Below are 13,185 nucleotides of genomic sequence, written 5' to 3'. Positions count from 1 at the left end.
GGCAGCGGCCCGTACACTGGTGGGCAGCGAGAGGCGTTGATGGGGACGAGTAGCGTCGTCCAGCAGCCGTGAGCGACCCGGGGACGGTGCGAGCCCGGGGGCGAGCGCGACGCGAAGATCACCCCGGAGCCGCCGGAAGAAAGCCCGCCGCGCGGGCGAGTAGACCCGGCATCGCGGCCCAATGAGCGGGCCGGGCGCCGCCCCGGCCAAGGAGGGTGGTACCGCGGGAGCCCCCGGCTCTCGTCCCTCCGACGGAATCGCAGCGTGTGTCCGCCGGAGGACGATCGATGACCCAGTACCGGCCCGTGCCAGCCCAGGTCGACCTGCCCGCGCTCGAACACGAGGTGCTTGAGCTCTGGCGGGAGCGCAGGACCTTCGCCCGGAGCCTGGAGCGCTCGCAGGGCCGCCCGGAGTGGGTGTTCTACGAGGGCCCGCCGACGGCGAACGGCACGCCCGGCGCCCACCACATCGAGGCGCGGGTCTTCAAGGACGTCTTTCCCCGCTTCAAGACCATGCGCGGGTTCCACGTGCACCGCAAGGCGGGCTGGGACTGCCACGGCCTGCCCGTGGAGCTCGCGGTGGAGAAGGAGCTGGGCTTCACCGGCAAGCAGGACATCGAGGCGTACGGCATCGCCGAGTTCAACGCCAGGTGCCGCGAGTCGGTGACGCGCCACACTGACGCCTTCGCCCAGCTCACGACCCGCATGGGGTACTGGGTCGACCTCGACGAGGCGTACCGCACGATGGACCCGGAGTACATCGAGTCCGTGTGGTGGTCGCTGAAGGAGATCTTCGGCAAGGGGCTGCTGGCCCAGGACCACCGCGTGGCGCCGTGGTGTCCCCGCTGCGAGACCGGCCTGTCCGACCACGAGCTGGCGCAGGGGTACGAGACGGTCGCCGACCCGTCGGTGTACGCCCGCTTCCCCCTCACCTCCGGCCCGCTGGCGGGCGAGGCCGACCTGCTGGTGTGGACGACCACGCCGTGGACCCTGGTCTCCAACACGGCGGTCGCGGTCCACCCCGAGGTGGTCTACGACGTCTTCGCCCACGAGAGCCAGGGCCGCGTGGTGGCGATGCGGGAGCTGTTCGAGAAGGCGGCGGGCGAGGGCTGGACGGCCACGGGCCAGTCGTTCACCGGCGCCGAGATGGAGCGGTGGGCGTACCGGCGGCCGTTCGACCTGGTCGACTTCGGCGGGGCCGAGGCGCACTTCGTCGTCACCGCGGAGTACGTCACGACGGAGGACGGCACCGGCCTGGTGCACCTGGCCCCGGCGTTCGGCGAGGACGACCTCGCCACCTGCCGGGCGTACGGGCTGCCGGTGGTGAACCCCGTCCGGCCGAACGGCACCTTCGAGGAGGGGCTGCGGCTGGTGGGCGGCGAGTTCTTCAAGAAGGCCGACGAGCGGCTGGTGGCCGACCTGCGCGAGCGCGGCCTGCTCTTCCGGCACGAGACGTACGAGCACAGCTACCCGCACTGCTGGCGTTGCCACACCCCGCTGCTCTACTACGCCCAGCCCTCGTGGTACATCCGCACCACCCGCGTCAAGGACGCCCTGCTCCGGGAGAACGCGGCGACCACCTGGTACCCGGAGTCCGTCAAGCACGGGCGGTACGGCGACTGGCTGAACAACAACGTGGACTGGGCGCTGTCGCGCAACCGGTACTGGGGCACTCCGCTGCCCATCTGGCGCTGCCCGGACGACCACCTGACCTGCGTCGGCTCGCTCGCCGAGCTGAGCGAGCTGACCGGCGCCGACCAGTCGGGCCTCGACCCGCACCGCCCGTACATCGACGAGGTCACCTTCCCCTGCCCGTCCCAGGGCTGCTCGCACACCGCGCGCCGGGTCCCCGAGGTGATCGACGGGTGGTACGACTCGGGCTCCATGCCGTTCGCGCAGTGGGGGTACCCGCACCGGGGCCGCGAGGAGTTCGCCAAGCGGTACCCGGCGCAGTACATCTGCGAGGCCATCGACCAGACCAGGGGCTGGTTCTACACGCTGATGGCCGTCGGCACCCTGGTCTTCGACCGGTCGTCGTACGAGACGGTCGTGTGCCTGGGCCACATCCTCGCCGAGGACGGCCGGAAGATGTCCAAGCACCTGGGCAACATCCTGGAGCCGATCCCGCTGATGGAGCGGCACGGCGCGGACGCGGTGCGCTGGTTCATGGCGGCCGGCGGCTCGCCGTGGGCGGCGCGCCGGGTGGGGCACGGCGCGATCCAGGAGGTCGTCCGCAAGACGCTGCTGACCTACTGGAACACGGTCGCCTTCCAGGCGCTGTACGCCCGCACCAGCGGCTGGTCGCCCAGCGCGGAGGACCCGGCGCCGCGCGAACGGCCGCTGCTGGACCGCTGGCTGCTGAGCGAGCTGGGCGCGCTGACCGACATGGTCACGCAGGCGATGGAGAGCTTCGACACGCAGCGCACCGGGAAGCTGCTGTCCACCTTCGTCGACGACATGTCGAACTGGTACGTGCGCCGCTCCCGCCGCCGCTTCTGGCAGGGCGACCCGGCCGCGCTGCGCACGCTGCACGAGGCGCTGGAGACGGTGACGCGGCTGATGGCGCCGCTGGTGCCGTTCATCACCGAGCGGGTGTGGCAGGACCTGGTGGTGCCGGTGACGCCGGACGCGCCGGACTCGGTGCACCTCGCCGACTGGCCCGAGGCGGACATGGAGATGATCGACCCCGACCTGTCCCGGGACATGCTGCTGGTGCGGCGTCTGGTCGAGCTGGGCCGGGCGACGCGGGCGGAGTCCGGGGTGAAGACGCGGCAGCCGCTGTCGCGGGCGCTGGTCGCGGCCCAGGGCTTCGAGCTGCTCGGCGACGAGCTGCGCGAGCAGATCGCCGAGGAGCTGAACGTCACGGCCCTCGCCTCGCTCTCCGAGATGGGCGGCTCGCTGGTGGACACCTCGGCGAAGGCGAACTTCCGGGCCCTCGGCCGCCGGTTCGGCAAGCGGACGCAGGCGGTGGCGAACGCGATCGCCGCGGCGGACGCGCCGGCGCTGTCGGACGCGCTGCGCGCGGGGACGGCGTCGGTGGAGGTGGACGGGGAGCAGGTGACGCTCGCTCCCGAGGAGGTCATCATCACCGAAACGCCGCGCGAGGGCTGGTCGGTGGCCTCCGACACCGGTGCCACGGTGGCGCTGGACCTGGAGGTCACGCCGGAGCTGCGGCGGGCCGGGCTGGCGCGGGACGTGATCCGGCTGATCCAGGAGTCGCGCAAGAACAGCGGCCTGGACGTGTCCGACCGCATCGTGGTGCGCTGGCGCACCCAGGACCCGGAGCTGGCGCGGGCGATCGCCGACCACCAGGCGCTGATCTCGACGGAGGTGCTGGCCACGGACTTCGCCGAGGGCGACGGGGACGAGGCGTACGGCGAGCCGTTCGAGGACGCGGCGCTGGGCCTGAGCTTCCGGCTGCGGCGGGCGTAACCACCGGGGGTGACGCCCCGTGACACGCGCCGGGGCCCGGATCGGCTCTGCGATCCGGGCCCCGGCGCGATGAGGCTGGCTGGACGCCAGCGGTGGTGAGTCAGCCAGGCGTCAGCTGTCGTCCTCGTCGATGAGGAAGCCGCGCATCGGGGACGGCGCCTGGTGCTGGACGGGCTGCGGTCCCTGCGGCCGGACGGGCGCCATGGGCTGGGTCATCGCCGGGGACATCTGCTGCTGCCCGCCGTAGGACGGCTGCGGACCGCCCGGGGCCGGGCCGCCCATCTGCTGGTTGCCGCCCATCGAGCCACCGCCCATGGAGGTGCCGCCCATGGTGGAGTTGCCCCCCATGGAGTGGTGCCCGCCCATGGTGCCGCCGGGCCCGGCCGGGGCGCCCGCCGAGGCGAGCGAGGGCTGGGGCGAGGGCGGCAGCGGCGCGGCCGGCGAGGGAGTGCGCGGCGGGGCGAGGGAGTCGTCGGACTGGCTCTCCAGCTGGCGCAGCTGGCTCTCCAGGTACGACTTCAGGCGGGTGCGGTACTCGCGCTCGAACCCGCGCAGGTCCTCGACCTTGCGCTCCAGCGTGGCGCGGGCGGACTCCAGGGAGCCCATGGCGACGCGGTGCTTCTCCTGCGCGTCGCGCTCCAGCGCGTCGGCCTTGGCGCGGGCGTCCCGCTCCAGGCCCTCGGCGCGGCTGCGGGCCTCACCGACGATCTTGTTGGCCTCGGAACGGGCCTCGGCGATCGCCTGGTCGGCGGTCTGCTGGGCCAGCGACAGCACGCGAGCGGCCGATTCGTTGCCGCCGCCCGGCATGTGCGGGGCGGGGGCGGGGCCGGGGCCACCCATCTGCATGGGGGCTCCGGGGTGCCCCTGCGGCCCGAGGCCGCCGGGGCCCATGGGGCTGTGTCCTCCCGGACCGCCCGGGCCCATCGGGCCGGGGTGTCCCTGGTGCTGCCCCTGGTGCTGCCCCTGGTGAGGCTGGTGACCTTGGTGACCCTGCGGGCCGCCGGGTCCGGCGGGGAGCTGCGGAGGACCGCCCATCGGCTGCTGTTGCGGTCCGGATATGGCAGCGGGGACGGGACCACCGGGCCGCTGCTCCTGCGGCTCGGGTTTGCGCATGTTCTGCTGGTTTTGTGCGGCGGCTCGGGTGGCCGCGGCCAGCTTGGCGCGCAGGTCCTCGTTCTCCCGGAGCAGCCGGGTCAGTTCCGCCTCCACCTCGTCGAGGAAGGCATCGACCTCGTCCTCGTCGTAGCCCTCTCGGAGGCGGACGGTCGTGAACTGCTTGTTCCGCACGTCCTCGGGAGTCAGCGGCATCTCTTCACCTCAACGTAATTCGTCGGCATATCGGCAAGACCGTAACCGTTCACAGCCCGGCCACGACGCTGATCAGGATGTAGACGATGATCATGAGTACGAAGAAGGACAGATCAAGCGCCACACCCCCGAAGCGCAGCGGAGGGATCACCTTGCGCAGCGCCTTCAGTGGCGGATCGGTGACAGTGTAGGTGGCTTCCAGGGCAACAACCATCGCCTTGCCGGGCTGCCAGGAACGCGCGAACATGAACACATAGTCCATCACCAGCCGGAAGAGCAACAGTCCGAGTAGGCAGTACAAGGCAATCAGGATCACCTGCTGAACGATGCCCATCCTGCCTGTCCCTCTCCCCTGTCATCGGTTCTCTGTGGTCGTTTGTGGTTGTTTGTCTCCCCCAGCCGGGTGGACCGGGAGGGCCGTGCGTCTCTTCCGTCGTCGCCTGCTTCCGTCAGCTCTGGTTGAAGAACCCGCCCTCAGCGATGCGGGCCTTGTCCTCCGCCGTTACATCGACGTTAGCAGGAGACAGGAGGAAGACCTTCTGTGTCACGCGCTCGATGCTGCCATGCAGACCGAAGACGAGACCAGCCGCAAAGTCGACAAGTCGCTTCGCATCCGTGTCGTCCATCTCGGTCAGGTTCATGATCACCGGGGTCCCCTCGCGGAAGTGTTCCCCGATGGTACGGGCCTCGTTGTAGGTCCGGGGGTGCAGCGTGGTGATCCGGTAGGGCTCCCGCTCGGACACGACCTTGGGCATGATCACCGGTGCGCTCTTCTCCACGTTCTGGCGGTCGGATGTGATGGAAGACACGGGAGCGATCCTCCCTGAGCGTCTGCTTTCGGACAGCAGTGCGGCCGGAGTTGGCTCCGTCTCCCGCTGCGCCGGAGGGTGAACCACGCGCACCGGCTCCTCGGTGCGCTCGCGTTCCACAGGCTCGTGAGCCGGCTGACGCCGGGCTCGCTCGGGCTCCGGCTCCGGCTCGAACTCGTCGTCGGGGCCATACCCCGGACGGTCATAGCCGTCGTCCTCCACGAGGCCGAGGTAGACCGCCATCTTGCGCATCGCGCCAGCCATCTGACTGCGTCCTCCGCTCTGTGGTGGAACGGCTCCGCCTGCCGGGGCCGTGCATCCACTGCATCCACGAATGTCGGAAATGACCATATTTTCGGTTGTGATCCCTCGCGTGGCGACGTTACCCGAGGGACTCGCGGACTCCGAGCACCGCGCTACCGACGCGCACGTGTGTCGCTCCCGCCGCGATCGCCTGCTCCAGGTCCGTGCTCATGCCTGCCGACACCATGTTCGCAGCAGGATGAGCCTGGCGCAGGCCCCTTGAGATTTCCATCAGCCGCTCAAAGGCTACGCCCGGCCGCCCGGCGTACGCCCCGGAGAGGGGCGCGACCGTCATGACGCCGGCCAGCCGCAACGCCTGGCAGGCGGCGATCGCCCCGGCCAACTCCGGCACGCCGCCGGGCGCGACGCCGCCCCGGCCGCCGCCCTCGCCCGGCGGGCCCTCGCCCGCCTCCTCCTTCTCCAGCGCCACCTGGACGAGGCAGTTCACCGGCCCGCGCCCGCGCCGCCGGGCGGCGGCGTCCAGGGCGGTGACCAGCCGCAGCCTGTCAACGGAGTGCACATAGTCGGCGTAACTCAGCACGGAACGAACCTTGTTCGACTGCAACTGGCCCACAAAGTGCCAGTCGAGGCGAAGATCGCCGCACTCCGCCGCCTTCCGGGCGGCCTCCTGGTCGCGGTTCTCGGCGACGTGGCGCACCCCGAGGTCCGCGAGCAGCCGGACGTCGCTCGCCGGATACGTCTTGGTGACGACGATCAGCGTGACCTCGCGGCGTTCGCGCCCCGCCGCGTCACAAGCGCGGGTGATGCGCTCCTCCACCCGGGCGAGCCCCGCGGCCAGCTCGGCCCGCCGCTCCGCGGCGTTCGGCCCCTCGCTCACGGCGCCACCCAGACGTAGCTCGCCTGCCGGCCCGTGGTGCGCCGGCGGCGGTAGGAGAAGTGACGGCTCGACTCCAGGGTGCAGACCGGGGAGAGCGCGACATCGCGGACACCGCACGCGGCCAACTGCGCGCCCACGCCGCGCGGGATGTCGATCGCCGGGGTGCCCCGGCTCGTGGTGGCCGCCGAGCCCGGCACCGCGCGCTCGGCCTCCTGCCGCATCGCCTCCGGCACCTCGTAGCACCGGCCGCAGATCGCGGGCCCGGTGCGGGCGGCGACGCGGGCCGGGTCGGCGCCGAGCCGGCGCATGGCCTCGACCGTCGCGGGCACCACCCCCGCCAGCAGGCCCGGACGCCCGGCGTGCGCAGCACCCGCCACCCCGGCCACGGGGTCGGCGAGCAGCACCGGCGTGCAGTCCGCGGTGAGCACGGCGAGCGCGAGTCCGCGCACGGCCGTGACCACCCCGTCCGCCGCGGGCGGGTCGCCGCCGGGCCACGGGCCCTCGGCGACGGCGACCTCCCGGCCGTGCACCTGCGTGAGCCAGCACACCTCGCCCGCGGCCACGCCCAGGGACGTGGCCGCCAGCTCGCGGTTGGCCTGGACATCCTCCGGCCGGTCGCCGACGGCGCCGCCGAGGTTGAGCGTGTCATACGGAGCGGCGCTCACCCCACCCCACCGGTCGGTGAAGGCGAAGTGGGCGCCGCCCACGGTCTCCTGTCCGTCTATCACGTCTCTGTCACGCGGGCTGCGAGGCCGCGGTCACTTCAGGAAGTCCGGAACGTCCAGCTCCTCGACCTGGCCGCCGTCGTACGGGCGGGCCGAGGGGACCTGCGGCGCGCTCGGCTTGGGCTCGGCGACCGGCTCGGCGGCGGGCTGCGCCGCGCCCGGCGAGGCGTCGCGGTCGGCGGCGAAGTCGCCGGTGTCACGCGGGGGCAGCGTGCCGAGGCTCCCGAACGAGGGCCGCTCGCTCTCGCCCACCTCGGCCGGCGGCACGTGGGTCTGGCCCAGCGAGGACGGCGAGCTGGTCGTCTCCTCCTTCGGGCCGTACCCGCCGAGCATCTTCTCGCGGGTGCGGGAGGGCGGCTGGCCGCCGTCGAACCCGGCGGCGATCACCGTGACCCGGACCTCGTCGCCGAGGGCGTCGTCGATCACGGCGCCGAAGATGATGTTCGCCTCGGGGTGGGCGGCCTCGCTGACGAGCTGCGCGGCCTCGTTGATCTCGAACAGGCCGAGGTCGGAGCCGCCGGAGATGGACAGCAGGACGCCGCGTGCGCCGTCGATGGACGCCTCCAGCAGCGGGGAGGAGATCGCCATCTCGGCCGCGGCCACCGCGCGGTCGTCGCCGCGCGCCGAGCCGATGCCCATCAGCGCCGAGCCGGCCTCGGACATGACGGACTTGACGTCCGCGAAGTCGAGGTTGATCAGGCCGGGGGTGGTGATGAGGTCGGTGATGCCCTGGACACCGGAGAGCAGCACCTGGTCGGCGGACTTGAACGCGTCCAGCACGCTGACCTGGCGGTCCGAGATGGACAGCAGCCGGTCGTTGGGGATGACGATGAGCGTGTCGACCTCGTCCCGCAGCGCCGCGATGCCGTCCTCCGCCTGGTTGGCCCGGCGCCGGCCCTCGAAGGTGAACGGGCGGGTGACCACGCCGATGGTCAGCGCCCCGAGAGTGCGGGAGATGTTGGCCACCACCGGCGCGCCGCCGGTGCCGGTGCCGCCGCCCTCGCCCGCGGTGACGAAGACCATGTCGGCCCCCTTGAGGACCTCCTCGATCTCCTCGCGGTGGTCCTCGGCAGCCTTGCGCCCCACCTCGGGGTTGGCGCCCGCGCCGAGTCCCCGGGTGAGTTCCCGGCCGACGTCGAGCTTGACGTCGGCGTCGCTCATCAGCAGCGCCTGCGCATCGGTGTTGATCGCGATGAACTCGACGCCCTTGAGACCGACCTCGATCATCCGGTTGATGGCGTTGACGCCACCGCCGCCGATACCGACGACCTTGATGACTGCGAGGTAGTTCTGCGGTGCTGCCACGTCGAAGGCCTCTCGCCTCGATTTACGTGTCGGCCACTGCGCGTGAGCCGCAGTGCGCCGACTGATGCCGATGGGACGGTCGTAATGCCGCCCCGAACCCTAACGCCTCAGTTTAGGGTTACCTGTGGTTGCTGTTCCCTGGATTCCTCGGAACGGACACTAAGCCGCAAGTGGTACGCGTTCAACGAACACGCCGAACCTCCCGTTTTTCTTTTCACCCTATGTGATCGGCCTCGGTGCCAGTCAACCAGGGTGCCGGCCCTCACCCCCGATCAACTCCCCGAGACCGCCGGTGCGCTGGGCACGCTGACGTCGAAGTGCGTAGCGTCTTCGGCCGCCTTCATCACCAGCACGAGTGTGTCCGCCTTCGCCGCGGAGTCCTCCGCGCTGCCCCAGCGCACCGTGCGCCCGCCCGAAAGCTCAAGCGTGATGGCGTCGTATGAGGTGACGCGGATGAACCGGGTCTCGCGGCGTACCGCGTCCGGCAGCGCCGCCGCCACCGCGACGGCCTCCCGGCGGATGCGGTCCTCGCCGAAACGCCGCAGGCCGGCGGTGTCCGCCAGGTCGAGTTCGAGCAGCGGCACGCCCGGGAGCGCCCGGGCGACCTCGGCGAAGGGCACGCCGCCCTCGTCCACCTCGGTGTAACCGTCCGCGCTCCGCATCAGCACCTCCGCCTCACGTTCCGTCACCTTCAGGGAGACGCCGTCCGGCCAGGCCCGCACCACGTCGACCGAGTTCAGTCGGGGCAGCGCGTCCAGCAGCCGCTCGCGCACCGCTCCCCGGTCGAGGGACGCCATGGGCGAGCCCACCGGGACACGTGCCGCCGAAAGAATCTGATCCTCCGTCAGCTCGCGCGGGCTTCCGTCGTGCCAGCTGACGGAGACCCGCTCGATGCGCAGCCAGTCCGAGCCGTACAGCGCCCAGGTGCCGAAGCCGCCCAGAGCCAGCAGCAGCGCGAGGAGGAGCGCCAGGCCGCGGCGGCGCGGCGAGCGGGGCAGCCGGAGCCGCGGCCGAGGGCGGCGGCGCGGGGGCGGCGGCGGGCCGGAGCCGTCCGTCCCGCTGCGCTCCTCGCCGCGCTCCGCGGTCGTCGCTCCGGCCACGCTCTCTCCCAGGCTCGTCTTCCTGCCGCGTCCTGCTTACGCCCGGCGCGAGGCGATCGCCTCGCGCACCATGCCGAGCAGCAGCTCGTCGGCGTCCCGGCGCCCGAACTCGGCGGCCGCCCGCGACATGGCGGACAGCCGCGCGGGATCGGTCAGCACCGGCAGCACGGTGCCACGCACCCACTCCGGCGTCAGCTCGGCGTCGTCGACGATCAGCCCGCCGCCCGCCCTGACCACCGGCTGGGCGTTGAGCCGCTGTTCGCCGTTGCCGATCGGCAGCGGGACGTAGGCGGCCGGCAGCCCGACGGCGGACAGCTCGGCGACGGTCATCGCGCCGGCGCGGCAGAGCATCATGTCGGCCGCGGCGTAGGCGAGGTCCATGCGGTCCACATACGGTACCGGGATGTACGGCGGCATTCCGGGCATCATGTCGAGCTGGGGCAGCTCGTTCTTGGGGCCGACCGCGTGGAGGATCTGCACGCCGGAGCGCTGGAGCGCCGGCGCGATGGCGGTGACGACCTCGTTCAGGCGCCGCGCGCCCTGGGAGCCGCCGGTGACCAGCAGCGTGGGCAGGCCCGCGTCGAGGCCGAAGAACGCCCGCGCCTCGGCGCGCACGGCGGCGCGGTCGAGCGTGGCGATGGAGCGGCGCAGCGGGATGCCGACGTAGCGGGCGTTGCGCAGCTTGCTGTCGGGGGTGGAGACGGCGACGAAGCGGGTGTAGCGGGCGCCGATCCGGTTGGCGAGACCGGGCCGGGCGTTGGCCTCGTGCACCACGATCGGCACGCCCTGGCGCTTGGCGGCCAGGTACCCCGGCAGCGCCACGTAGCCGCCGAAGCCGACCACGCAGTCCGCCTTGGTGCGCTCGAGGACCTCCTCGGCCGCCTTGATCGTGCCGCGCAGCCGCCCGGGGACGGTCAGCAGCTGCGGGGTCGGCTTGCGCGGCAGCGGCACGGCCGGGATCAGCGCGAGCTCGTAGCCGCGCTCGGGCACCAGGCGGGTCTCCAGGCCGCGTTCCGTGCCCAGGGCCGTGATGCCCACGGTCGGATCCTGTCTGCGCAGGGCGTCCGCGAGCGCGAGCGCGGGCTCGATGTGGCCGGCGGTTCCTCCGCCGGCGAGGACAACATGCACCGAATGTTCACCGCTCTCCGGACGGCGTCGCCTCGGCGCGCCGTCTCGTCGTCGTCTCGTGTCGTGCGTCTTCTTGCTCTTGTGCGTCTTCGTTTCCCGGGTCTTCGGGTCCCGGGTCTTCTGGTCTTCGGGTCTTCGGGTCTTCGGCTCTTCCGGTCTCAGGTTTCCAGGTCTTCGGGTGTCCTGCGTCGCGTGCTCCGCCGCAGTCCGGCCAGCCGCCGGGCGGCGGGCCGCCGCGTGGCCAGGGCGACCCTGGCCGCCGGGTCGCTGCGGGCGAAGGCGATGAGCAGCCCGATGGCGAACATGGTCGGCAGCAGGGCGGAGCCTCCGTAGGAGAACAGCGGGAGGGGCACACCGGCGATGGGCAGCAGGCCCAGCACCGCGCCGATGTTGATCACGGTCTGGGTCACGATCCAGGCCGTCACCCCGCCCGCGGCGTACCTCACGAAGGGGTCCTCCGTGCGTCCGGCCACGCGGATACCCGCATAGCCTAGAGCCGCGAAGAGACCGAGGACGGACAGCGTCCCCGCCAGGCCGAGCTCCTCCCCCGTGATGGCGAAGATGAAGTCCGTGTGGGGCTCGGGCAGTTCGCCCCATTTCTCCACGCTGGCGCCGAGTCCGGAGCCGAACCAGCCGCCCGAGGCGAGGGCGTAGATCCCGTGCACGGCCTGCCAGCAGCGGTCGTCGGTGCCCGGCTCGGTGGCACCGAGGCAGGCGAGGCGGTCCATGCGGTGGGGGCTGGTGGCGATGAAGAACGCCCCGAGCGCGGCGGCGGCGGCCAGCGCGGCGGTGAAGAGCCGGGTGGGGGCGCCGGCGAGCCAGAGCAGGCCGAAGAGGATGGCCACCAGGATCATCACCGTGCCCATGTCGCCGCCGACCATCACGAGGCCGCAGACCAGGAGGGCGCCCGGGACGAGGGGGATGAGGAGGTGCCGCCACTGCGTGAGCAGCCGCCGCTCGCCCTTGCGGGCCAGCAGGTCCGCGCCCCAGAGCACGAGCGCGAGCTTGCCGAACTCGCTGGGCTGGAGCTGGAAGGGGCCCGCGACGGAGATCCAGTTGGTGCTGCCGTTGACCTCGACGCCGATGCCCGGCACCTGGACGAGGACGAGCAGCACGACGGAGACCGCGAGGAAGGGGTAGGTCAGGGCGCGCAGCAGCCTCAGCGGCATGCGGGAGGCGATGAGGAGGAGGACGGTGCCGATGGCGGCGGCGACGAGCTGCTTGCGGAAGTAGAAGGTGGCGGGCAGCTCGTAGCGCAGGGCCTGGATCTGGGAGGCGGAGAAGACCATCATCAGGCCGAGGAGGGTGATGAGCAGGCCGGTGCCCATGAGGAGGTAGTACGCCGTGAGCGGCCGGTCCCACGCCCGCCGGGCGCGCACGACGAAGCGCGAGATGCGGGGCGGCCGCGGGGGCCTCGGCGCGGCCGGCGCGGGCACCCGCGCGGCGGGCACGGGGCGGCGCGGCGGGCGGCGCTGCGCGCCGAGCCCGACCCCCGGGTCCGGCCCCGGCCGGCCTTCACGGCGCGCGAGCGGCTCGCCGCTGCCGCTGCCGCTGCCTCCGGCCGGGGCGAGCGCAGGCGCGGGGCGCGCCTGGCGGCGCGTGCCACCGCCCCCGGCGAGCGCGAACGCCGGCGCCGGCGCCGGCGCGGCCCACCAGCCGACGGCCACGCCCCCGGCCAGCCGCCGCCACCCGGCAGCCACCCGCCCGGACAGGCCAGCGGCTCCCCCGCGCAGCGAGCCCCGCGCGTAGAACGGCCGTGCGGCGTCTCCACCGCGCCGGGGGCTCTCGGGGGGCGCGGGCGGGCCGCAGTCCCCCCCTTCCGTGTCCGCCGGACGCTCGGACGGGCCCCGCAGGGGAGCCACGCACGACGCGGCCGCGCCGCCGTCAGCGGCTTCGCCTTCCGCCCGACGTGCAGGCTCGCCCCGCCGCGGGCCGCCGCCGGGCGGCGCCGACGAACCGCCGCCGGTCCGGCCGTCGTGCCCGGCACGGTCGAACCGCCCCGCGGACACACCACCGCCCCGCGCGCCGCCGGGCGGCGCAGCCGAGCGGGCGTCGGCTGATCCCGCGTCCTCAGGACGCTCGGCCCCGTCCCGCACGACACCCGCACGCGACGCGGACGAACCACCGTCACACACGGCAGGGACCACCCGATCACCGCGCACCCCACCGCCCCGAACACCCACGCCCGGCGCAGGCAAGCGCCCATCAGCCACATCGCCCTCCCCCGCACGCACCGAC

10 protein-coding genes are annotated in these 13,185 nt (G+C 72.9%); 1 reads left to right on the top strand and 9 read right to left on the bottom strand.

The genetic code is table 11. The annotated features are described in order from the left end of the window. The first annotated feature begins 287 nt into the window (after positions 1-287). Positions 288-3,431 (top strand): isoleucine--tRNA ligase, encoded by a 3,144-nt coding sequence (gene ileS, locus ACTWQH_RS23325; protein ID WP_443288660.1) that lies wholly within the window; start codon positions 288-290, stop codon positions 3,429-3,431. A gap of 111 nt (positions 3,432-3,542) precedes the next feature. Here ileS and ACTWQH_RS23320 read toward each other — a convergent pair whose 3' ends face one another. The 9 genes from ACTWQH_RS23320 to ftsW all read right to left on the bottom strand — a co-directional run bounded on the left by ACTWQH_RS23320 (position 3,543) and on the right by ftsW (position 12,647). Beyond that, on the bottom strand, positions 3,543-4,739 hold the full coding sequence (locus ACTWQH_RS23320) for a DivIVA domain-containing protein (protein WP_443288659.1): 1,197 nt from the start codon (positions 4,737-4,739) through the stop codon (positions 3,543-3,545). A 49-nt stretch (positions 4,740-4,788) separates the two neighbouring features. After that, on the bottom strand, positions 4,789-5,073 hold the full coding sequence (locus ACTWQH_RS23315; protein ID WP_443288658.1) for a YggT family protein: 285 nt from the start codon (positions 5,071-5,073) through the stop codon (positions 4,789-4,791). Between the two features lie 115 nt (positions 5,074-5,188). Continuing rightward, positions 5,189-5,812 (bottom strand): cell division protein SepF, encoded by a 624-nt coding sequence (locus ACTWQH_RS23310; RefSeq protein ID WP_443288657.1) that lies wholly within the window; start codon positions 5,810-5,812, stop codon positions 5,189-5,191. A 118-nt stretch (positions 5,813-5,930) separates the two neighbouring features. Then, positions 5,931-6,689 (bottom strand): YggS family pyridoxal phosphate-dependent enzyme, encoded by a 759-nt coding sequence (locus ACTWQH_RS23305; protein WP_443288656.1) that lies wholly within the window; start codon positions 6,687-6,689, stop codon positions 5,931-5,933. After that, positions 6,686-7,417, bottom strand: a complete 732-nt coding sequence (gene pgeF / locus ACTWQH_RS23300) for a peptidoglycan editing factor PgeF (RefSeq protein WP_443288655.1) — start codon at positions 7,415-7,417, stop codon at positions 6,686-6,688. Before pgeF ends, ACTWQH_RS23305 begins: the two co-directional genes overlap by 4 nt. Before the next feature lie 30 nt (positions 7,418-7,447). Continuing rightward, entirely contained in the window at positions 7,448-8,719 is a 1,272-nt protein-coding gene (ftsZ, locus tag ACTWQH_RS23295) for a cell division protein FtsZ (RefSeq protein WP_443288654.1), read from the bottom strand. 272 nt (positions 8,720-8,991) lie between these two features. Continuing rightward, positions 8,992-9,819: a cell division protein FtsQ/DivIB gene (locus ACTWQH_RS23290; RefSeq protein WP_443288653.1), complete on the bottom strand. Its 828-nt coding sequence runs from the start codon at positions 9,817-9,819 to the stop codon at positions 8,992-8,994. A gap of 36 nt (positions 9,820-9,855) precedes the next feature. After that, a complete protein-coding gene (gene murG / locus ACTWQH_RS23285) occupies positions 9,856-10,947 on the bottom strand; it encodes an undecaprenyldiphospho-muramoylpentapeptide beta-N-acetylglucosaminyltransferase (RefSeq protein ID WP_443288652.1) in 1,092 nt (363 codons plus the stop codon). A gap of 158 nt (positions 10,948-11,105) precedes the next feature. Then, positions 11,106-12,647: a putative lipid II flippase FtsW gene (ftsW, locus tag ACTWQH_RS23280; RefSeq protein WP_443288651.1), complete on the bottom strand. Its 1,542-nt coding sequence runs from the start codon at positions 12,645-12,647 to the stop codon at positions 11,106-11,108. Between the last annotated feature and the right edge of the window lie 538 nt (positions 12,648-13,185).

It is taken from the genome of Streptomyces sp. 6N223 (assembly GCF_052246635.1).
In the GTDB taxonomy this organism is placed as follows: Bacteria; Actinomycetota; Actinomycetes; order Streptomycetales; family Streptomycetaceae; genus Streptomyces.
The sequence above is the reverse complement of the archived record's forward strand: the minus strand, read 5'-3'. Positions and strand labels throughout refer to the sequence as shown.

What these genes read in the sequence shown, in the direction of transcription:
- ileS (WP_443288660.1), top strand. Translation starts at nt 288, where the DNA reads ATGACCCAGTACCGGCCCGTGCCAGCCCAGGTCGACCTGCCCGCGCTC.
- ACTWQH_RS23320 (WP_443288659.1), bottom strand. Translation starts at nt 4,739, where the DNA reads ATGCCGCTGACTCCCGAGGACGTGCGGAACAAGCAGTTCACGACCGTC.
- ACTWQH_RS23315 (WP_443288658.1), bottom strand. Translation starts at nt 5,073, where the DNA reads ATGGGCATCGTTCAGCAGGTGATCCTGATTGCCTTGTACTGCCTACTC.
- ACTWQH_RS23310 (WP_443288657.1), bottom strand. Translation starts at nt 5,812, where the DNA reads ATGGCTGGCGCGATGCGCAAGATGGCGGTCTACCTCGGCCTCGTGGAG.